This is a genomic window from Pseudomonas sp. St316 (assembly GCF_018325905.1).
Lineage (GTDB): Bacteria > Pseudomonadota > Gammaproteobacteria > Pseudomonadales > Pseudomonadaceae > Aquipseudomonas.
This window is the reverse complement of the sequence record NZ_AP021901.1, coordinates 3,939,830-3,965,169: the sequence shown is the minus strand read 5'-3', so window position 1 is coordinate 3,965,169 and position 25,340 is coordinate 3,939,830. Positions and strand designations below refer to the sequence as shown.

23 protein-coding genes are annotated in these 25,340 nt (G+C 61.9%); 19 read left to right on the top strand and 4 right to left on the bottom strand.

Features of this window, described 5'->3' with window-relative positions; all coding sequences use genetic code 11:
* From KI237_RS17460 to KI237_RS17450, 3 genes are all read left to right on the top strand, one after another.
* Complete coding sequence (locus KI237_RS17460; protein WP_212796327.1) at nt 1–1,350, top strand: aminotransferase class III-fold pyridoxal phosphate-dependent enzyme; 1,350 nt, start codon at nt 1–3, stop codon at nt 1,348–1,350.
* 85 nt (nt 1,351–1,435) lie between these two features.
* Nucleotides 1,436–2,761 carry an alginate export family protein gene (locus KI237_RS17455; protein WP_212796326.1) on the top strand — a complete coding sequence of 442 codons (1,326 nt, stop codon included), beginning with the start codon at nt 1,436–1,438 and terminating at the stop codon, nt 2,759–2,761.
* A 182-nt stretch (nt 2,762–2,943) separates the two neighbouring features.
* Nucleotides 2,944–4,842 (top strand): trypsin-like peptidase domain-containing protein, encoded by a 1,899-nt coding sequence (locus KI237_RS17450; protein ID WP_212796325.1) that lies wholly within the window; start codon nt 2,944–2,946, stop codon nt 4,840–4,842.
* Between the two features lie 210 nt (nt 4,843–5,052).
* Here the strand turns inward: KI237_RS17450 and KI237_RS17445 are convergent, their stop codons facing one another.
* Nucleotides 5,053–5,787 carry an IclR family transcriptional regulator gene (locus KI237_RS17445; protein ID WP_212796324.1) on the bottom strand — a complete coding sequence of 245 codons (735 nt, stop codon included), beginning with the start codon at nt 5,785–5,787 and terminating at the stop codon, nt 5,053–5,055.
* A gap of 275 nt (nt 5,788–6,062) precedes the next feature.
* Here KI237_RS17445 and KI237_RS17440 point away from each other — a divergent pair, with 275 nt between their 5' ends.
* The 15 genes from KI237_RS17440 to KI237_RS17370 all read left to right on the top strand — a co-directional run bounded on the left by KI237_RS17440 (nt 6,063) and on the right by KI237_RS17370 (nt 21,406).
* Nucleotides 6,063–7,604 carry an acetolactate synthase large subunit gene (locus KI237_RS17440; protein ID WP_212796323.1) on the top strand — a complete coding sequence of 514 codons (1,542 nt, stop codon included), beginning with the start codon at nt 6,063–6,065 and terminating at the stop codon, nt 7,602–7,604.
* A gap of 10 nt (nt 7,605–7,614) precedes the next feature.
* Complete coding sequence (locus tag KI237_RS17435) at nt 7,615–9,105, top strand: aldehyde dehydrogenase family protein (RefSeq protein ID WP_212796322.1); 1,491 nt, start codon at nt 7,615–7,617, stop codon at nt 9,103–9,105.
* A gap of 26 nt (nt 9,106–9,131) precedes the next feature.
* The gene (locus KI237_RS17430; protein ID WP_212796321.1) at nt 9,132–9,926 is read left to right on the top strand and encodes an SDR family NAD(P)-dependent oxidoreductase; all 795 of its coding nucleotides are present in this window, start codon (nt 9,132–9,134) and stop codon (nt 9,924–9,926) included.
* A gap of 12 nt (nt 9,927–9,938) precedes the next feature.
* Entirely contained in the window at nt 9,939–10,979 is a 1,041-nt protein-coding gene (locus KI237_RS17425; RefSeq protein ID WP_212796320.1) for a YCF48-related protein, read from the top strand.
* Nucleotides 10,980–10,990: 11 nt separating this feature from the next.
* Nucleotides 10,991–11,440, top strand: a complete 450-nt coding sequence (locus tag KI237_RS17420) for a VOC family protein (RefSeq protein ID WP_058546791.1) — start codon at nt 10,991–10,993, stop codon at nt 11,438–11,440.
* A 14-nt stretch (nt 11,441–11,454) separates the two neighbouring features.
* Complete coding sequence (locus KI237_RS17415; protein WP_212796319.1) at nt 11,455–12,057, top strand: amino acid synthesis family protein; 603 nt, start codon at nt 11,455–11,457, stop codon at nt 12,055–12,057.
* 27 nt (nt 12,058–12,084) lie between these two features.
* Entirely contained in the window at nt 12,085–12,948 is an 864-nt protein-coding gene (locus tag KI237_RS17410) for an alpha/beta fold hydrolase (RefSeq protein WP_212796318.1), read from the top strand.
* Nucleotides 12,949–12,950: 2 nt separating this feature from the next.
* Complete coding sequence (locus KI237_RS17405; protein WP_212796317.1) at nt 12,951–14,558, top strand: bifunctional 3-(3-hydroxy-phenyl)propionate/3-hydroxycinnamic acid hydroxylase; 1,608 nt, start codon at nt 12,951–12,953, stop codon at nt 14,556–14,558.
* Nucleotides 14,555–15,316, top strand: coding sequence for a 2-keto-4-pentenoate hydratase (locus KI237_RS17400; protein ID WP_212796316.1), 762 nt, complete (start codon nt 14,555–14,557; stop codon nt 15,314–15,316). The genes KI237_RS17405 and KI237_RS17400 overlap by 4 nt, the downstream gene beginning before the upstream one ends.
* A gap of 142 nt (nt 15,317–15,458) precedes the next feature.
* Nucleotides 15,459–16,400, top strand: coding sequence for a helix-turn-helix domain-containing protein (locus KI237_RS17395; RefSeq protein ID WP_212796315.1), 942 nt, complete (start codon nt 15,459–15,461; stop codon nt 16,398–16,400).
* Between the two features lie 227 nt (nt 16,401–16,627).
* A complete protein-coding gene (locus tag KI237_RS17390; RefSeq protein ID WP_212796314.1) occupies nt 16,628–17,296 on the top strand; it encodes a GntR family transcriptional regulator in 669 nt (222 codons plus the stop codon).
* Nucleotides 17,297–17,375: 79 nt separating this feature from the next.
* Nucleotides 17,376–18,182, top strand: a complete 807-nt coding sequence (locus tag KI237_RS17385; protein ID WP_212796313.1) for an ABC transporter substrate-binding protein — start codon at nt 17,376–17,378, stop codon at nt 18,180–18,182.
* Between the two features lie 12 nt (nt 18,183–18,194).
* Entirely contained in the window at nt 18,195–18,971 is a 777-nt protein-coding gene (locus KI237_RS17380) for an amino acid ABC transporter permease (RefSeq protein ID WP_212796312.1), read from the top strand.
* 2 nt (nt 18,972–18,973) lie between these two features.
* Nucleotides 18,974–19,753 (top strand): amino acid ABC transporter ATP-binding protein, encoded by a 780-nt coding sequence (locus KI237_RS17375; RefSeq protein WP_003200817.1) that lies wholly within the window; start codon nt 18,974–18,976, stop codon nt 19,751–19,753.
* A 42-nt stretch (nt 19,754–19,795) separates the two neighbouring features.
* Complete coding sequence (locus KI237_RS17370; RefSeq protein ID WP_212796311.1) at nt 19,796–21,406, top strand: gamma-glutamyltransferase family protein; 1,611 nt, start codon at nt 19,796–19,798, stop codon at nt 21,404–21,406.
* Between the two features lie 98 nt (nt 21,407–21,504).
* Here the strand turns inward: KI237_RS17370 and KI237_RS17365 are convergent, their stop codons facing one another.
* The 3 genes from KI237_RS17365 to KI237_RS17355 form a co-directional block, all read right to left on the bottom strand.
* The gene (locus KI237_RS17365) at nt 21,505–22,521 is read right to left on the bottom strand and encodes an NADP-dependent oxidoreductase (RefSeq protein ID WP_212796310.1); all 1,017 of its coding nucleotides are present in this window, start codon (nt 22,519–22,521) and stop codon (nt 21,505–21,507) included.
* A 99-nt stretch (nt 22,522–22,620) separates the two neighbouring features.
* Nucleotides 22,621–23,409, bottom strand: a complete 789-nt coding sequence (locus KI237_RS17360) for an SDR family NAD(P)-dependent oxidoreductase (RefSeq protein ID WP_212796309.1) — start codon at nt 23,407–23,409, stop codon at nt 22,621–22,623.
* A gap of 79 nt (nt 23,410–23,488) precedes the next feature.
* Nucleotides 23,489–24,583 carry an alkene reductase gene (locus KI237_RS17355; protein ID WP_212796308.1) on the bottom strand — a complete coding sequence of 365 codons (1,095 nt, stop codon included), beginning with the start codon at nt 24,581–24,583 and terminating at the stop codon, nt 23,489–23,491.
* Nucleotides 24,584–24,752: 169 nt separating this feature from the next.
* On the opposite strand from KI237_RS17355, the gene KI237_RS17350 reads away from it, so the two are divergent.
* The gene (locus KI237_RS17350) at nt 24,753–25,340 is read left to right on the top strand and encodes a TetR/AcrR family transcriptional regulator (RefSeq protein WP_212796307.1); all 588 of its coding nucleotides are present in this window, start codon (nt 24,753–24,755) and stop codon (nt 25,338–25,340) included.

Genomic DNA, 25,340 nt, shown 5'->3' with positions numbered 1-25,340 from the left:
ATGTACGAGCAATACAAGACAGCACAGAAGAAGTTCTGGCACCCGATGAGTTCTTCGGCGCCAGCCAACCGCTCCAAGACGTTGATCATCGCCCGTGGCGACGGTAACTACATCACCGATATCGAGGGCCATCGCATGCTCGATGGTGTCGGCGGCTTGTGGAACGTGAACGTGGGCCATAACCGGGCTTCAGTGAAGGCGGCCATCGCAGCGCAGCTGGACGAACTGGCTTATTACCAGACCTTCGACGGTATTGCCCATCCACGGGTTTTCGACCTGGCCGAGCGACTGACATCGATGTTCGCCCAGGAAAAAATGACCCGGGTGTTGTTCAGTTCCGGCGGTTCCGATGCGGTCGAGACGGCGCTGAAAATGGCCCGCCAATACTGGATCGCCGTCGGCGAGCCAGGGCGCACGCGCTTTCTGTCATTGCGCAATGGCTACCATGGTGTGCACGTGGGGGGGACCTCGGTGGGCGGCAACGGCGTGTATCACTACAACCACGGGCCGCTGTTGGCAGGCTGTCATCTGCTCGACACGCCGTGGCTGTACCGCAACCCTTGGGACTGCCGCGATCCAGAAGAACTGACCGCTCACTGCATTCGTCAGTTGGAAGACCAGATCGCGCTGCTCGGCCCGCAGACCATTGCCGCGCTGATCGCCGAACCGGTGCAAGGCGCCGGCGGGGTGATCGTGCCACCCGCGTATTACTGGAAGCGGCTGCGGGAAGTCTGCGACCGCCACGGCATCCTGTTGATTGCCGATGAAGTGGTGACCGGTTTCGGCCGCACCGGCTGCATGCTCGGCAGCCGTGGCTGGGGTGTCGCGCCCGACGTACTGTGCCTGGCCAAGGGCATCACTGCTGGCTACATCCCCATGGGCGCCACGGTCTTCAACCAGCGCATCGTCGATGCCATCGAGAACGGCCCGGGTTTCAGCAGCGTGATCATGCACGGCTACACCTACAGTGGGCACCCGACTGCTTGTGCGGCGGCCCTGGCGGTGCTGGACCTCGTCGAGGCCGAGGATTTGCCGGGCAACGCCGGGAAAGTCGGTGCCCAGTTGCTGGAGCAACTGCAACCGCTGACCGAACGTTATGCGGTGGTGGGCGAAGTGCGCGGCAAGGGCTTGATGATCGCCGTGGACCTGGTGGCGGACAAGGCCACGCGCGAGCCGCTTGACCCTGCAACGGGCCTGGCCTCGCGCATCGCTGAGCAGGCACGCCGGGCCGGTGTATTGATGCGCCCGATAGGCAACAAAATCGTGATGTCGCCGCCACTGACCCTCACTTCTGACGAGGCCGCCATGATGGTCGGTGCGCTGGACAGCGCGCTCGCCGACTGCCGTTAGCCCGGCCAGCCGGTGCCGCTTGTGGTGCCGGCTCCTGAATATAAAAACAGCCTATAAGGGCGCACCACAAAAAGGAGCTCCAGCCATGCGAAATCTATCGTGTATGGGATTTTTCGGCAGTGGCCTTGCCTGTACGCTGGCGCTCTGCGCTGCGAGTCAGGTTCAGGCCTATGAGTTGTATGCCGATGACGACACTCACCTCAACGCCGACATGCTGGCCGTGTTCGGTCATTTCAACAGTCGCAAGAACTACGACGGCAGGCCAGGTGGTTCAACCTGGCGCGAAGGTTTCATCAAGTATGGCGTCAGCGGCGACCAGGGCCTGACTGGCCATGGCACCGCCTATGGGGCGTTCAGCCTGGTCAGCTCCGCCACCTGGGGTGACGGCGACGCGGCCGGCAATACGCTGGGCAGCGAGCGCACGACGAAAATTGAAGACGCTTACCTGGGTTGGCGTTCCGCCGATCTGTTTCTCGTGTTGGGGCAGGACGGTGTCGATGTCTCCGGCGGCCGCCAGGTGGTCAAGCTGGGCAGGGGATTCTTGATCAACGATGATGGGCTGAACCTGGGCAAAGGGCCTGCCGATGGTCGCTTGAATCGCGGTGGCGCCTATTACCTGGCTGCCCGGCACGCGTTCGATCAAACCGCCGTTTTACGTCTGGGTGGGCAGGACGGGCTGCATGGCAGTGTGGTGTGGCTCAAGTCCGATAACCGCGCCCAGGCCGAAACCGAACTGGCCGCCGGCACGCTGGACTACAGCACCAAAGCGGGCACGTTGGGGATGACCTGGATACATGGCATCGACGTGAACAAGCAGTGGGCCAGCGATTTCCAGAAGCAACGCAAGGGCATGGACGTCTACAGCATTCGTGGTGAAGGTGACGCGGGCATCGAGAACGCCAGCCTGGCATTCGAATACGCCTGGCAGGACAAGGACGCCGGCCCGCAGAACGCCTGGTACGCCGAGGCCGGCTACACCTTTGCCGATCTCGCCTGGACCCCGAAGCTGACCTACCGCTACACCCGTTACTCCCAGAAGTGGGACTCGCTGTTCACCGGGCAGAGCACGGGTTATGGCACTTGGTTCCAGGGCGAGGTCGCGGGCAATTATGCCGGGCCTTTCAACAGCAACACGGGCATTCATCATGTCGGCCTGAAAGCCACGCCGTTGGAGAACCTGACCCTCGGTGCGTTGTACTTCGATTACAGCACCGTGCGTAAAGACAACACCCTGAACCTGGATGCCCGCGAGCTGGATGTGTATGCCGAGTGGGCCGTCAACGAGCATTTGATCATTACCCCGCTGATAGGCCTCTACAAGCCGGACCGGGATGCAACGACGGGGGGCAATCAAGTAATGGGCAATGGCACCAACGTGTATAGCCAGGTGACGGTGGCCGTGCCGTTCTGAAGCGGGCGGGGGGCGTTAAACCTGTGGCGAGCAAGCTTTCGCCCTCGCCACCGGGTAATGTCCAGCCAGCCCCGACCATCCGTCTGCAACTTGCTCAAACCTGTCAACTCTGACAGTAGGCAGCGAACTCGTTCCACCTCATAAATCGCTCCATCATCCCCTGTGCGACCGGAATACCTGCCATGCTGACCCTGCCAAAAAAAATGTCTGCGCCGCTGGCCATGCGGTGGGCTATGTGTGGGTTGATGCTGGCCGCTGTTGGGATGATATCGGGCGCTGGGCTGGCGGTCGCTGGCATGCAGCCAATGCCTCCCACACCGGTTACTCCGGGTGAAATCATCGGCGAGAGTCAGCTTGAGAAGGCTCGGTGCGTACAAGTGTCGGATCCGGCAAAGTACCAGCGCTCACGTGCGGTGGGCAGGATCCGTACCTCTACAGGCTATGGGACTGTGTGGCGGGTGGGGCCTGGAAGCCTTGTGCTTACCAACTGGCATGTCGTTGATCAGGACGCGGGCGACCCGACCCGAATGGTGGTGAGCTTCAATTATGAAGAAACATCCTGCCCTTCGAGCAGTACGGAGGATGTGGTTCAGGTGCCCGTCGAGCGGATCGTGGCCTATGATCGGGATAAGGATTTTGCGCTGCTTGCCCTCGACGAGGATATCGTCAACAGCGGTGCACTGATTTCCTTCGGTTATTTGGGCCTGAACACCCAGGTCCCGCAGATCGGTGCCAGCGTCTACCTCGCTGGGCATCCCAGGGCTTTACCGAAGCGAATCTCGCGCAATCACGACGATGGCCTTCCTTGCCGGGTGATCGATGTGGGTGACAACGGCCGTTACGCTTGGGCGAAGTATAATTGCGATACCGAGCCCGGCAGTTCCGGGTCGCCAGTGATCGACGCATCAACCGATACAGCAATCGCTCTGCACAGCGGTGGTAGCGCCGTAGCCAACGCTGGCACGCAGATGGCTGAAATCTGGCCGGACATTGCACGGTATTTCGATGGCAGGTTGCCAGAGGGCAGCATCCTGGTGGAACAGCCGATCGTGCCGGTGGCCAAGCCGGGAGCCGTCGCAGTGCAGGTGCCGGTACGCGTGACGCAAGTGGATGGAGAATCCGCGGTGGGAGGGGCGTCCGGTGAGCAGCTGTATTACCAGGCCCCCGCACACACCGCGGTCGTCGACGTGTCCTGCCAGAGCGGAACCACCAAGTGGATTGCCGCGGACGGCAACGCCGCGTCATGTACCCTGCCAAGTCCAGCAAACTGGACCCAGGCACAGTCGGTGACGCTCCGTGTGGATGACACCGCCCCAGACGGCCAAATCGCCGATGGCCGGGTGCGGCTACTGCCCGACACAGGACAAATCCGCGGAGGAACCCATCTCACCCTGATCGTGATGTCGCTGGACCCAGGCGAGGTTCAGTCGCTACAGGCTCAGACGGGGAATCTTCAGGCCGCCCCGATGGACAGCCAGTTCCCGAATCCATTGACCGCGCGGGCGAAAGACCCGTTGGACGCCCCTGTTAGGGGGGCGGATGTGGCCTTTGCGGTCACTGATGAGGGTGGGACAGGGACACGGTTCGAGGGGGGCGACCAGACGCCAATCGTGCAGACGAACGCCCAGGGTGATGCGACGTCGCCGCCGCTGGTCGCCGGTTCCAGGGTGGGCACGTTGCAGGTGACCGCCACCTCAAACGGGAGGACGGCCACGTTCCACTTGAGGGTGGTGTCGCAGGAGGGGGATCCGACGGATGATGTGGAGCAACTGACTGTGATAGATGGACAGGGACAGATTGCGCCAGAGGATACCGAATTTTCCGATCCGCTCACGGTACGGACATGGAATCAGGACCGGGATCCGGTAGAGGATGCCTGGGTCACCTACACGATCACCGATGATGGTGGGACCGGGAGCCGATTCGTCGGAGCCGATCAGGCACCGACGGTGATGACCAACAGTAATGGTGACGCCGTGTCACCGAAGCTGATCGCCGGCAACAAACGTGGTTTGGTGAAGGTCACCGCGAGCGCCAACGGCAGGGCGGCGACTTTCATCTTGATTGTGGGCACGATTTGAGCGTGCTTTGGGGGTTGCCGCGCAACGAGCATTTGATCATCACCCCGCTGAGGCCTCTACAAGCCGGATCGGGATGCAACAACGGTGACGGGCAATGGCAGCAACGTATATAGCCAGGTGACGGTGGCCGTGCCGTTCTGAGGCAGTAAACCTTGTTGCGAGGGAGTGCCGCCGCTTCGCTCGGCAGCTCCTACAGTGCCTCTCACAGGTTCAGCGCATCCGCTCGGCAATCCGCCGGGTGGTGTCCATCACCATTTCAATCACGGTTTCCTGGCGCAGCAGTTTGAAGCTGTCGGTGCTGCCGACGGCTGAAAGGCTGCCCACCACCTCGTCGAGCTCAGGGTTGATGATCGGCGCGGCAATACCGGTGAGCCCCTGGTTGAGTTCATCGTGGGTCAGGCAATAGCCGTCCTTGCGGATCTTTTTCGCCGCTTTGGAGAAGCTTGCCCAGTCGTAGGTATTGTCAGGATCGTTGGCCAAGTGTTCTTCGAACAGGCGTTGCAGGCGCCGTCCCTTTTGGAAGGCGATCAGCACCTTGGATTGCGCACCGCGAAAAAACGGCAGCGGCTGGCCGCGCCCGAATGCGAACTGGTAGGTGTCATTGGGTTCGGCGATGTAGGTGTTGATGATATGGCCGTCATAGAAAACGCTGGCGAACACCGCCAGGCCAGTGGCTTCGGACAGATGGTGCATCAACTCGCGACCCGCCACGAGGATCGGGTCGTATTGGCGCATCATCCAGTCAAGCTCGATGATGCGGGGCCCCAGTCCGTAGCTGCCGGCATCCACCCGGACCAGCAGGCCTGCATCACACAAATCCTTGACGTAGCGGTACACAGTCGCCCGTGACAAGCCCATGCGCTCGGCGACGGTGTCGGGGTCGATCTTCAGCGTTTCCGGGCCGAACAGGTCCAGCACACTCAGCATTTTGCTCAGACTGCTCATTTCGCTCCTAAAGGGGGGAATGGCGCATAGGTGGTCGTTGGGTGAGCACTATAGGTAGGTGCGCCGATGATGAAAAGCCCGCTCGCTCGGCGAACGAGGCGTTGCCACGATACGTCAGTGCCTGAGAAAAACAAACACGAAGATGGCTATATTCTCTTTATAATTTTGCATAAATCTCAAAATAAGAGCTTTTGTGTGTAAAAAACACTTGAGTAGAGGATTTTTGTGTGTGATAAATCTCAGCCACTGCAAACGCTCGATCAAGAGGGCTGGAAATGAATGGTGCGCAACTGATAGTGAAGGCGGCGGTGGCGAGCGGTATCGAATACTGCTTCGCCAATCCCGGAACGACTGAAATTCCCCTGGTGGCAGCCATGGCCAGTGCGCCAGCCCTCAAGCCGGTGTTGTCCTTGTTCGAAGGGGTGTGCACCGGTGCGGCCGACGGCTATGGCCGGATTGCTGGCAAGCCGGCGATGACTCTGACTCACCTGGGACCAGGCTTTGCCAATGGCATTGCCAACCTGCACAACGCGCGTCGTGCCAACACTCCGATTGTTAACGTCATCGGCGATCACGCGTCCTGGCACGTCAACTACGATCCGCCGCTGGCCAGTGATATCCAGGTACTGGCCGGCAGCGTTTCCGGGTGGGTGCGCACCTCGCGCACGGCGTCGGGCATCGGTGAAGATTTCCAAGAGGCAGTGCGTGCCGCCTGGCAAGCCAACGGGCAGATCGCCAGTCTGATTCTGCCGATGGACCTGCAAGCCAACACGGTGCAGCACGAGAAAGCCTTCACGGCATTGCAGGCCCCGGTTCGCCGTTTTGCCGGTGACCGGATCGAGGCGGTCGCCCAGGCCCTGCGTGATGGCCGTCGCCTGGTTTTTATCGTTGGCGACCAAGGCTTGTCCGTCGCCGGACTCGAAACGGCGGGGCGCCTGGCACAACTGCCAGGTGTGCGCCTGTTCGCCGAAACCTTTCCACGTCTGAGCTATCGCGGCGGTGGTTTGCCTGACCTGGATCGCCTGCCGTACTTCCCCGAAGTGGCCATCGAAATTCTTGACCAATACGACGCGGTGGTGTGCGCCGGCGTCCCTGAGCCCATCAGCTACTTCGGCTACGAAGGCATTGCCTCCCGACTGGCAGAGCGTGAACGCCTGCTGTGTCTGGCTGAGGTGGGGGACGACGTTGCCGGCGCGCTCACTGCGCTTGCCGATGCGCTCGAGGCGCCGGCTTATGTGCCAACGCCAATCGGTATCGAACTGCCGCCAGGCGAAGCCACGTTGACCCCGCAGTCCGTGGGGCAGGTGCTGGCTGCATCGCTGCCGGACGACTGCATCGTTTCGGTGGAAGGCGGGACGTGCGGCTATCCATTCTTCACCGCTTCGGCCCATGCCGCACGGCATCGGGTCTTGACCAACACTGGTGGGGCCATCGGCCAGGGCATCCCGGTGGGCTTTGGCGCCGCCATGGCCGAGCGCGGCAACCGCGTGTTCTGCCTGCAATCGGACGGCAGTGCCCAGTACACCATCCAGACCTTGTGGAGCATCGCCCGTGAGCAACTGCCGGTGGTGATCCTGATCGCGGCCAACCATCGCTACGCGATTTTGCAGAACGAGCTGCGCCGCTTCGGCATGACCGAGCTGGGTCCCGAGGCCCTGAGCCTGACAGTACTGGACCGTCCGCGCATCGATTGGAAGGCCTTGGCCAAGGGCTACGGCTTACCGGCCAGCACCGTGCACACCAATGGTGAGTTGCAGCGCGCCCTGGCCAACGCCAAGGCCGATGGCGGTCCTTGCCTGATTGAAATGGCGTTGTGAAGGAGCGGATATGAACCCGATTCAATTGTTACCTGCCGTCGAGAAGTTCCTGTCGCAGCCCGGACGCCTGTTTATCGGAGGGACCTGGCAGGACGCTGCCAGCGGCCGCCGGTTTGCCGTGCAAAATCCGGCCACTGAGCACACCCTGGCGGAAGTCGCCGAAGGCGGCGAACGTGATGTGGATGCCGCCGTCGCTGCCGCCCGCGCGGCCTTCACCGGGCCCTGGGCGCAGCAGTCACCTGCCCAGCGCGGGTTGTTGCTGTTTCGCCTGGCGGAACTGCTCGACCAGCATCGCGAAGAGCTGGCGCAACTGATTACCCTGGAAAACGGCAAGCCGATCGCTGCGGCTCGGGGGGAAGCGGCCAGTGCGGCGAATATCATTCGTTATTTCGCGGGCTGGCCGACCAAGATCGAAGGCAGCACCTTACCAGTGTCGCCCTCCAGTGGCGCACCGATGCTCAACTACACGTTGCGCGAGCCGGTGGGCGTCTGTGCCTTGATCGTGCCGTGGAACTTCCCGCTGACCATGTGCGTGTGGAAGCTTGGCCCGGCGCTGGCGACCGGTTGCGTCGCGGTACTCAAGCCCGCCGAGCAGACGCCCCTGGTTGCGATTCGCCTGGTGCAGTTGATTGAGGCCGCCGGTTTCCCGGCTGGTGTGGTCAACCTGCTCACCGGTCTTGGGGTGCATACCGGCGCACCACTGGCCCAGCACCCGGACGTGGACAAGATCGCCTTCACCGGTTCGACCCAGGTGGGGCGGCTGATCGCCCAGGCGGCCACCGGCAACATGAAAAAGGTCTCCCTGGAGCTGGGTGGCAAGTCCCCCAACATCATCCTGCCGGACGCCGATATCGTCCGGGCCGCCAAAGGTGCCGCCGACGGCATTTTCTACAACCAGGGGCAGGTCTGCACCGCCGGATCGCGTCTCTACGTGCACGCCAGCGTTCTTGATCAGGTGCTTGAACAACTCCAGCGCCACGCGGCCGCCTATGTGTTGGGGCCAGGCCTGGACCCGACCAGCAGCATGGGCCCGCTGGTCTCGGCCCGGCAACTGGGCACGGTGCGTAGCTACCTGCAACGGGGCCAGGAAGAAGGCGCCGAGCTGATCTGCGGCGGTGACCGACCGGCCCATCTGGAGCGCGGCCACTTCATCCGGCCCAGCGTATTTCTCGACCGCGCCGAGCGCGCCTGTGTCGCCCGGGAAGAAATCTTCGGCCCGGTGTTGACCGTCATGAGCTGGACCGAAATCGATGACCTGGTGCTGCGCGCCAACGACTCGCCCTATGGCCTGGCCGCAGGGCTCTGGACCCGCGACTTGCGTTCTGCCCATCGCGTGGCCGCCCAGTTGAAGGCCGGCTCGGTGTGGATCAACTGCTGGAACGTCGTCGACCCGGCTTCACCCTTTGGTGGCTACAAGCAATCCGGCTGGGGCCGGGAAATGAGTAAGAACGTGATCGATGCCTACACCGAAACCAAAAGTGTTTTCGTCGATCTCGCCTGAGCCGAACAATCATAAGAGGAACTGCTATGGATCTGGAATTACAAGGCCGCGTGGCAATCGTCACCGGCGGTGGCATGGGCATCGGCAAGGAAGTCGCGCGTTTTCTGTCCCAGGAAGGTTGCAAGGTAGTGATTTGCGCGCGGCGCATGGAGTTTCTCCAGCAGGCCGCCGAGGAAATCACTGCGCAGACCGGCAACGAGGTGCTGCCGCTGTTCTGTGACACCAACCAGATGTCGGCGGTGTCCGACATGGTCGAGGCCGTGCATAAGCACTTTGGCCGCATCGACATCCTGGTCAACGGCGCCGCGGCACCGTCCGGTGTGGTGCGCAACGACATCGAGCATGCCGGCGACGATGAGCTGCTCTCGGACCTCAACACCAAGGTGATCGGCTATTTCCGTTGCGCCAAGGCCGTGACTCCGCACATGAAGGCCGTTGGCTTCGGTCGCATCATCAACATTGGCGGCCTGACCGGGCGTGGCAGCAAGGTGCTCTCGGGCATGCGCAACCTGGCCATCGCCCACATGACCAAGACACTTTCCGACCAATTGGGCCCATCCGGCATCACGGTCAATCTGATCCACCCCGGCGTCGTGGACACCCCGCACATCCAGGAGCTCTACGAGCGCGAAGGGATCAAGCAGGGCAAGACGCCCGAGCAGGTGGAGCAGGGCTACATCGATGCGACGCCAATCCGGCGCACCCTGGCGCCCATCGAAATGGGTTGGCTGATCGGTTTCCTCGCATCCCCCAAGGCCGGTGCCGTGACCGGGGAATCCATTGGTATCGACGGCGGTTTGACCCGTGGCATCTTCATTTGAGGAACAGCAGTGATGAGTAACGGAACCCTTTTGGTCGCCACCGTCGGGCAGGCGGTGATCCGCAGCGCCGACGATGGCCGGACCTGGCATCGCCTGGGCCTGGGCCAGGACCTGGAATTCGATGCGATCACCCGATCCTTGAGTTTCCACCCGGGTACGCCGGAGGTGATCTATGCCGGCACCGACGTCGGCCTGTGCATCAGCCTTGATACCGGAGGCCATTGGCAGCGGTTGGATTCGCCATTCAACGGCCGGACCGTCTGGAAGGTGGCCGTGGACCCGCAGGACGCACAGCGCATTTTCGTCGGCACCGGTGCGCCGTCGCGCGCGGTGCTGTGGCGCACCCTCGACGGTGGTCAGCACTGGGAACGTGCCCCGGTGGAGATCCCTGAGTTCTGCGACGGCGTCAGTCGTCCGCGCTTGCTGGCCTTCGCCTACGACCCGACGGATCGCAACCAGCTCTGGTTTGGCCTGGAGGAGGGTGGGTTGTTCCACAGCCGTGACGGTGGCGATAGCTGGACCCGTGTCGATGATCGCTTGCTGTGGGACTACAACTCGGACGTGCATAACATCGTGGTCCTGCCCAACCATGGGCAAAAGGTCGTCGTGGTGGTGTGCGTCAACGCCGTGTATCGCAGCCTCGACGAGGGGCAGACCTGGACCGGCATCGTCGCCCGGGAAACCTTCGGCCTGTACTACGTGCGCGCCATGAATGCAGCGCTGGGCAGCGAGGATACGCTCTACCTGAGCATTTCCGACGGCACCCCTGGCACGACCAGCAAGGTGCTGGTCTCCCGGGATGCCGCCCTCAGTTGGGAAGTGCTGCCACTGCCGCAACAGCCCAACTCCTGTGTCTGGGCGATTGCCTTGAATCCTGCCGACCCTCGCCAGATTGTCGCTGGCACCAAGTACGGGCATCTGTTCACCTCCGAGAACGGCGGTGACGGCTGGCAGAAGCAGTGGCGTGAATTCAGTGAAATCGCTGATGTGCTCTGGACGCCCGCCGTGGCGCAAATCAAGTCCGGGCATCAATCCATCATCAAGAAGAACTGAGGTGTCGCGCGATGAAAGTCGAAGTCGTTCGTACTCACCTGTCGCTATCGGTGAGCGACCCTGAAGTGTCGGCGCGTTGGTACGCCGACGTGCTGGGCATGCATGAAAGTGCCCGGGGTGAAAGCTGGATCATGATGGCCTTCGGTGCCAAGCACCACGACATCGCGTTGCTCCGCGCAGCACCCGGTGCCCACCAGGGCGGCCTGGGGCTGCAGCACTACGGGCTGGAGATTGCGGGCGACATGACCACCCTGCGCAAGCTCTACGGCATGTTGCTGAACAAGGGCGTCGAGGTGGTGAAGATCACCGACCACGAGATTGGTAACGGTGTGTATTTCAACGATCCCGACGGCAATCGCCTGGAATTCTTCCTCGAATCCGAACATGACGACGAGCGAGGCAAGGCCCGCTTCAAGGCCGCTGGAGCCCCCAGCCGGCATTTCGATCTCGACCCACTTTGAAAGAGACTGCTCTTATGAAAACCGCCAATTTCGCCAGTTACCACATCCGCAAATGGTACAGCTTCGTCGAGGAAACCCTGGCCAACGAAACGGGTCGGCTGGCCGACGGTGAACCGCTGTTCAAGTACGCCATTGGTGCCGTGATCGCCAACCCTTATGCCGGCCGTTTCAGTGAAAGCCTGGCCGAGCTGATAGAGCCGTCACCCTTGCTGGGCCAGGAGTTCGGTCGGCGCATCCGGGTACTGGCGGGCCAGCGCGAAATCGTCAGCTACGGCAAGGCGTGCCTGGTGGGCAGCCAGGGCGAGTACGAGCATGGCAATGCATTGTTGACCAACCCGGCGGCGGATCCGATCCGCGTCGCGTTGGGCGGCGGCAAGTCCTGGGTGCCTTCCACCGGCAAGCGTGGCGGGCCCGGGGTGACCATCGATGTGCCGCTGGCCCACAAGGATGCGCTGTATGTCCGTTCGCACTACGACAGCATTTCGCTGTCGTTCGGTGACGGTCCCGCGGCCGACGAATTGATCATCATCTGGGCCTTCGCCACGCGTGGGCGCTTGCATGCGCGTCTGGGTGGCCTTCAGGCTGCCGACGTCAAGGGCAATGACGGCCTGTATTGAGGTGCGCTGATCGTGGGAGGCCAACGAATGTCTGCAAACAGCCAGTTCCTCATCAATCGGTCAGGGATGCGCCTGCATTATCTGTCTTGGGGCAATCCGTCGGGCATTGCAGTGGTGTTGCTGCACGGGCTGCGCTCCTATGCCCAGACCTGGGATGGCCTGGCCAATGCGCTGGGCGAGCGGTATTGCTGCTATGCCCTTGACCAGCGCGGTCGTGGCTACAGTGACTGGGCGGATGCTTCCAGTTACCGGACCGAGGCCTATGTCCACGACCTTGAAGATCTGGTGGCGCATCTGGGTCTGCAGCGTTTCGTCCTGGTGGGGCATTCCCTCGGTGGCACCAATGCACTGGAGTATGCGCGGCTCAATCCGGGGCGCCTGCAAGCGTTGGTGATCGAGGACATCGGCCCTGGTTCTTCGGTCAGCGGTGACGGCGCCGAGCGCATTCGGCGCGAGATGAGCCAGACACCGTTGTTGTTTCCTGACTGGGAGAGTGCCGCCCAGTTCTGGCTGCAAGCGCGACCCGGCCTCTCTCAGGAGGGGCTGGCTTCCAGGTTGATGTATTCCATGAAGGAAACGCTGGCTGGAATCGAATGGCGTCACGACCAGCAAGGTATTGCCCAGGCGCGCCTGAGTATTACCCCGACCGACCTGTGGCCGGCGGTACGGGCGCTGGATTGCCCGACGCTGTTCATTCGTGGCGGCCGCTCCGACTTCCTGCCCTTGGCGACCCTTGAGTCGATCAAGCAGGCCAATGAGTTGGTGCGCACCGAGGAAATCGCCGACGCCAGCCATTACGTCCATGATGACCAAAGCGAAATGTTCAACCTTGTCGTCATCGACTATTTGTATGACCAGTGTCTACAACCACAACAACAAAGCGGTGAATAGCGATGAAGCAGGAGAAAACCCAGGTTGTCATCGTTGGCGGCGGCCCGAATGGGATCACAGCCGGTCATTACATGGGGCTGTACGGCATCGACTGCATCGTCCTTGAGTTGGCTGACGGCGTCCTGCCGTATCCGCGCGCGGTGGGCATGGATGACGAGGCACTGCGTGTGTTGCAGGGCATCGGCATCGCCAAACTGGCCGCGCGCGACATGATCTGCAACGTGCCCCTGCGTTACTACAACGCGCGAGGCGTCTGTTTTGCCGAGGTCAAGCCGAGCACGGCCCACTATGGCTGGCCGATGCGCAACATCTTCATGCAACAGTTACTGGAAACGACATTGCGCGAGCAACTGGGTAAGCACGCCAGTGTCGAGTTGCGCCAGGGCCATGAAATGCTCGATCTGGAGCAGGATGCCGGGGGCGTGACCTTGCAGGTGCGCGATGCCCAGGGCGAGCTCTATCAATTGCAGGCGCAGTACGTGATCGGCGCCGATGGCGGACGTTCCAGCGTGCGCAAGAAACTCGGCATCGAGTTGCTGGGGTTGACCCATCCACGCAAATGGGTGGTGATCGACACGGCCAACGACTCGCTGGATGCACCGTATACGGCCCTGCATGCCGACCCGCAGCGGCCCTTTGTCTGCATCTACCTGCCGTATCAGCAGCGGCGCTGGGAGTTCATGCTCCTGGAGGGCGAAGACGAGGCCCGGATGTGCGAAGAGGCCACGATCCGGGACTTGATCCGTGGGCATATCGGCGATGCGGTCGATCAACTGGAAATCATCCGGATCCGCGCCTACACCCATAACTCTCGGGTCGCGGCGCGCTTTGTCCAGGGCCGTGTGGCATTGGTGGGGGATGCGGCGCATATTTCCCCGCCCTGGGCCGGGCAGGGCCTCAATTCGGGCCTGCGTGATGTCGCCAACGTCACCTGGAAGCTCGCCGCGATTCTTCAAGGGCGGGCGTCGCCGGCGATTCTTGCCAGTTACGACCAGGAACGCCGTGGGCATGCGACCGATCTCATTGCGTTGGCCGACAACATGGGCGCCGTGCTGGGGCTGACTAACCCGTTGATGGCCGGTGTGCGGGACTGGTTGTTCCAGGCCGTCAACAGCGTCGACAACCTTCGTTCGCACTTGCTGGAATTCAAATTCAAACCCAAGGCAACCATCACCAAAGGCTTGGTGTATCACGAACGCGCCGAGCTGCATGAGGATGATCTGGTCGGGCAATTGTTCATCCAGCCGTCTGTCGAGGACGCCCAGGGGCAGCGCCGGCGCCTGGATGAGGTGCTGGGGCATTCCTATGCGGTGCTGGGGTATCGGGTCAACCCGAGCGAACAGCTCAGCGAGCAAACCGCTGTCTGGTGGGCGCGCTGGGAAACGCGCTTCATCCAGATCAATCGCTCGCGCAGTGGCGCGGGGCGTAACCAACCCTTGTCCGCCAGCGGCGCCATTTGCGTCGAGGACGTCGATAACCGCCTGGGCGAATGGTTTGCCAAGGTGCGTGACTGCGTCGTGGTGGTGCGGCCGGATCGGTTCGTTGCCGCGATCACCACACCCGAGCGGCTCGAAGGCGTCTTGCGCAAACTGGCGGAGCAACTCTCATGAGCCGCGAAGATGATTTCCTGGTCCGGCTTCACGAGGCCGCGCAGGCTGTACATGCCTTGCCTTCGTTGGAGCCACAGGCCGTCACCCTGCAGGAGGGCTACACCTTGCAGCGCGAGGCATTGCGCCGGCGCGAGGCCGCTGGTGAGCGGTTGGCCGGGTGGAAAGTGGCTTTCGCCGGCCGTGCCGCCCAGGACCGTTTCGGTATTGATGAACCGGTGTTGGGCGCACTGACCGATGCGATGGTTGTGGAACCCGGCAGCACGGTGCCCCTGGCACGGCTGATCCAGCCAAAGCTGGAAATCGAGCTGGCGTTTGTCCTGGGGCGCACACTGGTGCCGGGTTTCTACAGCGACGAGGACATCCTCGCCGCCATCTCCGAGATCGCGCCGGCATTCGAAATCGCCGATTGTCGTTGGCAGGGCTGGCGTTTCGGCGTCGGGGCGTTTCTTGCCGACAATGCCGCTGCGGGGCTGTATTGCCTCGGGGCGAGAGTGGTGTTCGATCCGCATCGACTGTCCGAAGTGAGCTATCGCCTGGCGCATGACGGCGTGTCCTGCGGTGAGGGTAACGTCCTGGCGCGCGAGGACACGCCCCAGGCCAACCTGTGTTGGCTGGTCCGGTGCTTGCTGGCTGACGGGCAGTGCGTTGAAGCGGGGCAGGTGGTGCTGTCCGGGGCGTTGTTGGCGCCGATGGACGTCAGGGCAGGCGAATATCGTTTGCGCATGCTTGGCACGGAACTGGCTTTGGTTTTCCGGTAGGAACTGCCGAAGGCTGCGATCTTTTGATCTTTTTTCTTTCGCTCGGGATTCAAGTGTCTGGGGAAAGATCGCAGCCTCGTTGCACTCGACAGCTCCTACGCAGCATCGGGTAACAAGCACGCGTCACCGAGGAACAATGATCATGTTCGCCGAAGTCCGTACCTTCAATGATCCTCAGCAACACGCCGGTTCGATCCTAGGCTGGCAACAGGTCTATGACCAACTCGGGCGTGGCTGCCTTTCCAGTGAACTGCGGCAGGTGTGCGCCGAGCGTTTCCAGATTTTCCAGGAGGTGCTGGATAAGCGTGTGGTGCAGCGCGGTTGCGCGCCAAAAGGGCGCTTGTGCATTGCCATGTCGCTGGGCGGTGCGCCGGTGGTCCAGGGGCACCAAGTGGGCGCCCATAGCGTCGTGCTGTTGCGCGATGGCGAAGACTTCGTCTTGCACGCGCCGGAAAGCACGCACTTCTTCGCGGCCAATGTCGACACGGTACGGTTCGCCAAACTGGCGGCCTACGAACTGTCGAGCGAACAGCTCAAACGCTTGAAAAGCGTGTCCCAGGTCAGCGTGGATGAGGCGGTATTGCGCCGCGTGCAGCAAAAAATCCACCCACTGTTTCGTCACCTTTTGGAGCAGGCAGACGCCGTCAGTCCCGCCTCGGAAAAAATCCTCGAGGACGTCCTGCTCAACGCCTTTCTCGATCTATTCAGTCACGCCTCGGACGAGGTGCGTGGCCGACGCGGCAATTTTGCCGTCAGTGCCTACCTGGTCAAACGTTGCCAGGAGCTGGTGGTGTCCAGCGCCGATGTGCCCTTGAGCATCCTCGACTTGTGCGAGCAATTGCGGGTCAGCCGCAGGACCCTGCAGAACAGTTTCCAGGCGGTCACCGGGATGCGTCCAGTGGAGCACCTGCGCAACCTGCGGCTCAATGCCGTGCGCCGACGTTTGATCACGACCCATGCGGCGGCACTGAACGTCAGTGAAATTGCCATGGCGATGGGTTTTTTCCATCTGAGTCATTTTGCGACCCATTACCGGGCGCTGTTTGGCGAGTCACCCTCCGATACACCCAGGGCGCCGGCTTGATGGGCTGCCGCCTGCGGTGTTACCGAATCATCCCCCTGCACTGATAAAAGGCAGCCGCTGAGCTGTTTGGTAGCACACCTGTGCGGCTAATGGTTTAAGGCTGGCAATCGTTTTTCCCGGCAAATTCCTTCAAATCAAACGGTTGCACGATTGCTCGACAGGTTGGCACGCATTCTGCTTTTTTGAATTTATGGATAATTGGATACAAAAATTCAGAAGGTGCTGCCATGCAATTTGTTCCCGCTTACGCTGAACGCCCGCCGATAACGGCCGAGGAGGAGGCTTACAACTTCCTGCTCGATGCGATTTGTGGCGGTCGGTTACGCAAGGGCGACCGGCTGATTGCCGAGGACATCGCCAATGAGATCGGTATGAGCCGGATGCCGGTGCGCGAGGCCTTTCGTCGTCTGGATGCCCAGGGCCTGGTGACCCTGCGACCCAATCGCGGGGCGATTGTCAGCGGCCTGGATATCGAAGAGTTGCATGAAGTCTTCGAAATGCGCAGCGCCCTGGAAGGCTTGGCGGTCCGTGTCGCGACGGCGCGAATTGGCGAACGCCAGCTGGCCGCCTTGGAGCGCTTGCTGGACGAGATGGACGATTATCGCGAGGAAAGCGCCGAGTGGGTCAGCCGCCATCGCGCCTTTCATGAATACCTGTGCAGCATCAGCGGTCGCCCGCGATTGCTCAAGCAGATCAGCGCGCTCTATTCCCTGATTGAGGCGCCCATGCGTCTGTGGTTGCAGCATGTGGAAAAGCCCCTGAGTGCACGCCAGGAGCACCTGCTGATCCTCGACGCGCTGCGGGCTGGCGACGCCGAGAAGGCTGAAGCGGTGGTGCGCTCGCACATCGAAGGCACCGTCCCTGAATTGATCGAGTTCCTGCAATCGAAAAAATAACGAGAGCAGGGGACTGGAGCCCTGCCCGTGTTTTGACTTTGAGTACTGCCCGTTACTTACTGAACTGGAGTGTCTGGTCATGCATAAGCCTCGCCTGTTGGTTGCCGCTTTATCCTTGGGTTTCTGTGCGCAGTGGGCCGTTGCCGCGCCCGTTGTTCCGGAGCGTTTGCTCAAGGTCGATAAACTCGTCTACTGCTCGGGCATGGATTCGCCGCCGTTGGTGTCCTTTGATGAGGCGCAGAAACCCAAGGGACTTACCGTGGACCTGGGGTTGGAAATCGCCAAGCGCCTGGGCGACAAGAAAGTGGAATGGCGGGTCATTCCTTTTTCCGGGCTGCTCCCCGCGTTGCTGGCCCGGCAGTGCGACATGATCGTTGACCAACTGTTTGACAAACCCGAGCGCCGCGAGGTGATCGACATCGTCAACTACATGTATTCCAGCCAGGCGGTGGTGGTGCCCAAGGGCAATCCGAAGGGGCTCAAGACGTTGCCGGATCTTTCCGGACACAAGGTCGCGGTGCTCAACGGTTCCACCATCAAGACCCTGCTCGACACCGAGAACGAGAGCCTGGCCAAGTCCGGCAAACCGGCGATGAAGCTGGTGGTCTACAACACCGACACCGATGCCTTCCAGGCGCTGCGCATCAGCCAGGTCGACGCCTATGGCACCACCGTGGAAACCGCCGGTTATTACGCGACCATGGCGCCCGATCTGTTCGAGGAGGGCGTGCCGGCCTTCAGCCGGATTCTCACTGGCCTGGGCATTCGCAAGGACGATCCGCAACTGACGGCTGCCGTGCAGCAGGTCATCGGCGATATGCGCAGCGATGGCAGCTACAGCCAACTGCTCGGCAAATGGCATGTCGCCAGTGACACGCTTGATTGAGGTGAACCAGCGATGAATTTCAATTGGGATGTGTTCTGGCAGTACCTGCTGCAGCCCAGTGGGGTGTACCTCACCGGGCTTTGGCTGACCTGCCTGATCAGCGTGCTGGCGATGCTGCTGGGTTGTGTCCTGGGGCTGAGCGCCGCGCTGTTGCGGTTGTCGAAGAACCCGTTGCTGCATTTGCCTGTACGCTTTTACGTGTGGCTGATGCGCGGCACACCGTTGCTGGTGCAGATCGTCTTTCTCTACACCGCACTGGCCGCTGGCGGGATTTTCCGCTTCGAAGACATCGACCTCTTCGGGCTGGTGATCCCCGGCAATATCCAGGCGGCGATCATTGCCCTGGGCCTCAACGAGGGTGCCTACATGGCCGAGATCATCCGCGCCGGCATCGGTGCGGTGGACAAGGGCCAATACGAGGCCGGGCGCTCGCTGGGCATGACCTTCGCCAAACTGATGCGCCGCATTGTCCTGCCCCAGGCGTTCCGGGTCATCGTTCCGCCGCTGGGCAACGAGTTCAACGTGATGCTCAAGAACACCACGCTGGTCAGCGTGATCGGCGTACAGGAACTGTTGCTCAGTACCCAGATGGTCACGTCGGCGACGTTCCGGGTGTTCGAACTGTATCTGGTGGTGGCGATCTACTTCCTGTTGCTGACCACGTTGTGGGGCTTTTTCCAGCGCTGGCTGGAGGCCCGTTTCGGTCAGTCGGACCGGCCCTCGTCACCGCCGCCGGCTTCGACGCGGATGTTCGGTCGCAGCACCCTGAACCTGCTGAGGGCACGTTGACCATGGCGCATAAAAGCGAAGAGCTGATTATCGAGGCGCTGGATGTCCACAAGTCTTTCGGCGAGCTGCAGATTCTCAAGGGCATCTCCCTGCAAGTGCGGCGCGGCGAAGTCGTTGTGCTGATCGGGGCTTCGGGCTCCGGCAAGACCACCTTCATCCGCTGCATCAACTTGCTGGAGGACATCCAGGGCGGGCGTATCCGCGTCAACGGCCGGGCCATGGGCTATCGCGAGCGGGCCGACGGCAGCCTGGTGCGGGAGTCGGAGCGCAACATCGCCCGTCAACGGCGGGACATCGGCATGGTTTTCCAGCGCTTCAACCTGTTTCCTCACATGACAGCCCTGGAGAACATCATCGAGGCGCCGATCCAGGTGCTTGGCGTGACTCGCACCGCAGCGCTGGAGCAGGCCCGCGGCCTGCTGGAGCGGGTCGGCCTGGCGGATAAGGCCGATCACTACCCGTCGATGCTCTCCGGCGGCCAGCAACAGCGGGTGGCGATTGCCCGGGCCCTGGCCATGAAACCCCAGGCCATGCTGTTCGACGAACCCACCAGCGCCCTCGACCCGGAGACTGTCGGCGAGGTGTTGCAAGTGATGAAGGAGTTGGCCGAGGAGGGGATGACCATGGTCGTGGTGACTCATGAAATGGGCTTTGCCCGGGAAGTGGCCGACCGTGTGGTGGTCCTGGACCAGGGCGAGCTTATCGAGCAGGGGCCGCCGGAGCAGATTTTCTGTCACCCCATTCATCCTCGTACCCGGGCTTTTCTCAGTCGCGTGTTATGACCTTTCCCGGCCACTGAATTCCTGTATCGAAGAGTCTTCGTCATGCTGAAATTTTCTGCCCACCAATACCCTTATCCGTCGCAACGCCAGAGCGTTTTCGCCCGTCGGGGCATGGTCGCCGCGTCCCAGCCCCTGGCTGCCCAGGCGGGCATCGAGATCATGCAAAAGGGCGGCAATGCCATCGACGCCGCCATCGCCACGGCAGCCGCGCTGACGGTGGTGGAACCCACCGGGTGTGGCATTGGCGGTGACGCCTTCGCGCTGGTCTGGTGCAAAGGCCAGTTGCACGGCCTCAACGGCAACGGCCACGCACCGGCGGCCTTGAGTATCGAGGCGGTCAGGGCCGCCGGCCATGAACAGATGCCGCTCTATGGCTGGACACCGGTGACTGTCCCGGGTTGCCCGTCGGCCTGGGCCGAGTTGTCCCGACGCTTTGGCAAGCTGCCCTTTGCCGAGCTGCTGCAACCGGCCATCAGCCTGGCGCGGGACGGTTTTGCGCTGTCGCCGGTGGTTGCCCATCAATGGCAGGTCGCGGTGAACGAGTTCACGCCCCATCGTGATGCCGTCCTGGAGGCCTGGTTCGATACCTTCCTGATCGAAGGCCGGGCGCCACGGGCCGGGGAGGTTTTTCGCAACCCGGCCCAGGCGCGCACCCTCCAGGCGTTGGCCGACACTCGCTGCGAGAGCCTCTATCGCGGTGCGTTGGCCGAGCGCCTGGACGCCCATTCCCGGGCCACTGGTGGCTACCTGCGGGCCTCGGACCTCAAGGATTATCGCGCCCAGTGGGTGGACCCCATCCACGTCAATTACCGAGGCGTGGATGTCTGGGAAATCCCGCCGAGCGGGCAGGGCCTGGTGGCCTTGATGGCGTTGAAGATACTGGAAGGCTTCGACTTCGATCACCGTGACAGCCAACAGACCTGGCATCGCCAACTGGAAGCGATGAAGTTGGCCTACAGCGACGGCCTGCACTACATCACCGATCCTTTGCACATGCGCGTGGCGGTGGCTGACCTGCTCAGCGACGACTACAGTGCCCGCCGCCGTCGGCAGATCGGCGAACAGGCCCTACCGCCCACGCCCGGCGACCCCCACGCCAGCGGCACGGTGTACCTGGCGACCGCGGATGGGGAGGGCAATATGGTCTCGTTCATCCAGAGCAACTACCACGGGTTTGGCTCCGGTGTGGTGCTGCCGGACAGTGGGATTGCCTTGCAGAATCGAGGGCAGGAATTCAGCCTCGATCCGAGCCACGTCAACTGCCTGGCTCCTGGCAAGAAAACCTTCCATACCATCATTCCCGGTTTCCTCACTCGCAATGGCGAGGCCCTCGGTCCCTTCGGCGTGATGGGCGGCTACATGCAGCCCCAGGGGCATGTGCAGATGGTCATGAACCTGGTGGATTTCGGCCTGAACCCGCAAGCGGCGCTGGATGCACCACGCTGGCAATGGCTGGGGGCGATGAAAGTCGGTATCGAGCACGGGGCCTCACGGGACCTGGCCAATGCCTTGGCGCGACGGGGGCATGAGGTTCAGATCGCCAGCGACCTGACCGACTATGGGCGCGGCCAGATCATCCTGCGCGACCCGGTCAGCGGTGTGCTGTGCGGCGGGACTGAACCCCGGGCGGATTCACATATTGCCGTTTGGTGATGAACCTCCTGGCTGCCCCATTGCTTGCCCAGGCCTTCACTGGCGCGGGACCGGTGATACGGTTTCTCGCGCCTGGCCACTCTGCGGGGGATACGGTCTCACTCACCAGTCGTGCCTGAGTGGATCTTGATGACGACCTTGCCCTTCGATCGGCCTTGTTCGACATAGTCCAGGGCATCGGCTGTCGCGTCGAAGGGGAAGGATTGGTCAAGCACCGGCTTGAGGCTGCCGGACTCGACGAGCGTGGTGATCTCACGCAGTTGGGAGCCACTGGCACGCATGAACACGAAGGCGTAGCTCACACCCTTTCGGTGGGCCTTGCGACGTATACCGCTGCTCAACAGGCCCATGATCAGTCTCAGCACCCAGGAGAGTCCCTGGGCCTTGGCGAACTGTGGGGTGGGTGGTCCCGAAATGGAGATGAGCTGGCCACCAGGTTTCAGGATCTTCAGCGATTTCTCCAGCTCATCGGCGCCCAGGCTGTTCAACACGATGTCATAGTCCTGCAGAACGTTGGCGAAATCCTGTTGCTTGTAATCGATGACAACGTCGGCCCCCAGCGCTTTGACCCACGGCACATTGCGGGTGCTGGTGCTGGTCGCAACGAAGGCGCCGAGGTGCTTGGCAAGCTGGATGGCGAGGGTACCGACGCCACCTGAACCGGCCTGGATGAAAACCTTTTGGCCTTTCTTCAGTCGGGCGGTTTCAACCAGTACCTGCCAGGCGGTCAGGGCGGCCAAGGGCAGGGCAGCGGCCTCTTCCATGCTGACGTTCGCCGGTTTTTTGGCCAGGGCGTTTTCGTTCACTGAAATCTGCTCGGCGAAGGTGCCGATGTGCCCATCCGGGGCGCGGGCATAGACTTCATCGCCCTGCTTGAATTGCTCGACACGAGATCCCACACGGACCACGACTCCCGCCAAGTCATGCCCCAATGCCAAGGGAAATGAATAGGGCAGGATCAGTTTGAATTCGCCTTTGCTGATCTTTGAATCCAGCAGATTGACGCTGGCGGCGTGCACGCGGACCAGCACGTCGTGGTCACCCACGTCAGGGGCCGGTAGGTCGCCCATACGGCCACTGTTCTTGCTGTAGCGATCGATTAAAAATGCTTTCATGGTGCTTTGCTCTCATAAGGGATGCAGCGCAGTGATTACACGGCCAGGCATCCAGCAATACCGGCGCTGTCCTTCGCGCCGGCGCCCGCTAAACGATGATCACGCCGGGTCTTGATAGCGTTCGGCGACGTGGGACTGTCGGATTTGCCCGAGCAGCTCTTGACGCGCGGCCTGCAAGGCATCCCAGCGTGCCTCTTCATGCAAGGGTGGGATGGTCACCGGCTCGCGACGATCAAAACCGAGCAGCGCGGCATCGACCAGGTCACCGACTTCCATGATTTCATTCAGGGTGTTGATATCGATGCCCGCGCGCTCCCAGATCTCGGTACGGGTGGCCGCTGGCAGGACGGCTTGTACGTAGACGCCTTTGGGGGACAGTTCCAGGCTGAGTCCCTGGGAGAGAAACAGCACGAACGCCTTGGTCGCGCCGTAGACCGACATACCGAACTCCGGTGCCAGGCCAACGACGGAACCGATGTTGATGATCGCGCCGTCACCCGCTTTGACCAGGCGTGGGGCGATGGCGCTGGCCAGCCGGACCAGCGCAGTGGTATTGAGCGACACGAGGTGCGCGACGCTGTCGGTCGACTGCTCGATGAAGGTGCCGGATTGGGCGGCACCGGCGTTATTGACCAGGATGCCGATGTTGGCGTCATCGCGCAGCCGGGCTTCGACGGTGGTCAGGTCGCCGATCTGGGTCAGGTCGGCCTGGAGAATATCGACGGCAACGTTGTGTTCGCTGCGCAGCTTGGTGGCCAGCGCTTGCAGGCGTGTGCTGTCGCGGGCCACCAGGACCAGATCGTGCCCACGTTGGGCAAAGCGCTGGGCATAGACAGCGCCGATACCGGTAGAGGCACCAGTGATAAGAACGGTTGTGCGAGTGTCCATGGGGCAGTCTCTTCTTCAAGGTATTGATGAGCGAGTCGCGTGCGCTGTTGTGCAGGCGCGCGGTCGGGTCTGGTCAGTGTTACCGCGCGCTGGATTCAGCGAGCGTTGGATAGTCGATGTAGCCCGTCGCACCACCACCGTAGAGGGTAGCGGGGTTGAATGCCGACAAAGGCGAACCGGTTCTGAGCCGCTCCACCAGGTCCGGATTGCCGATGAACGGCCGGCCGAAGGCGATCAGGTCTGCTTTGTCTTCGACGAGTCGTGAGGTGGCCAGGTCCAGGTCGTAGCCGTTGTTGGCGATGTAGGTGTTTTTGAAGCGCTGGCGCAAGGCACCAAAGTCGAAGGGCGCAACGTCGCGCGGCCCAGCCGTCGCGCCTTCGACCACATGCAGGTACACGATGTCGAGGGCGTTGAGCTGGTCGACCAGGTAATCGAACTGGGCCTGGGGCGCGCTGCTGGACACACCATTGGCCGGCGAGACAGGTGAGATGCGCAGGCCGGTGCGGTTGGCGCCGACTTCCTCCACCACGGCCGCGGTCACTTCCAGCAGCAGGCGGGCACGATTTTCAATCGAGCCGCCGTAGGCGTCGGTACGCACGTTGGCGCCGTCCTTGATGAACTGGTCCAGCAGGTAGCCGTTCGCGCCGTGGATCTCTACGCCGTCAAACCCTGCGGCGATGGCGTTCGCCGCCGCCTGGCGGAAATTGTTGACGATCCCGGGCAATTCGCTGATGTCCAGCGCCCGCGGTTCGGAAACGTCCTCGAAACTATTGTTGACGAATACCTTGGTCGCCGGACGCAGCGCGGAGGGGGCCACTGGCGCTGCACCATTGGCTTGCAGGTCGACGTGGGAAACGCGGCCGACATGCCACAGTTGCAGGAAAATTCGCCCGCCTTCGGCATGCACGGCCTCGGTGACCGTGCGCCAGCCGTCGATCTGCGCCTGGGTGTAGATCCCGGGTGTGTCCTGGTAACCCTGTCCTTGCTGGGAAATCTGTGAAGCCTCGGAGATCAGCAGACCTGCCGACGCTCTTTGGCTGTAGTAAGTGGCAGCGAACTCGCTCGGTACAAAACCTTGCCCCGCACGGTTACGTGTCAGCGGTGCCAGGACCACTCGGTTGGAAAGCGTGAGATCACCCAACGTGTAGGGCGTGAACAGGTTCTGGTCGGTCATGGCGTCTTGTTTCCGTCGGTTTGGATAAAAGGAGCGCGTGCAGCCTGGCAAGGTGAGCGCGGCTTGTTATTAGGATGATGATCGAAATCTAAACTGTCAACGAATTTGATTATGCTCGACATCTATGTATGATGTGAGCGTGATTTCGAGCAGCACGAGGGAGTGAAAAATGAGGGTGACAAAGGCCCAGGCCCAGGCAAATCGGGCGCACATCGTCGAGACGGCTTCTGTCTTGTTTCGCGAGCGAGGCTTTGACGGCGTGGGCGTGGCGGACTTGATGGCGGCCGCCGGCTTCACCCATGGCGGGTTCTACAAGCATTTCGGTTCCAAGGCCGACCTGATGGCCGAAGCGGCGGCGAACAGCCTTGCGCAGTCGCTGACCGACAGTGTGGGCAGCGACGTGTCTGGGTTCGTCGATCTTTACATGTCCAGGGAGCACCGTGACGCCCGGGGTGGCGGTTGCACCATGGCGGCACTGTGTGGCGACGCTGCCCGTCAATCGCCCGAACTGAAGGCCACTTTTGCCAGCGGCATCGAAAACATGCTGGCCGCGCTCCAAAGCCAATACGAGGCCGGGCAAGACGCGCCGCAGGAAGCGATCAGGGCAAAAATGCTCGACACGTTGGCGCATGCCGTCGGTGCGATCATGTTGTCCCGGGCCTGCCCGGACGATAGCGCGCTGGCCGATGAAATCCTCGAGGTTTGCCGCACCCAGATCATCGCGGCGCTGCCGCCGTCATCCGCGAAGCAACCTTGA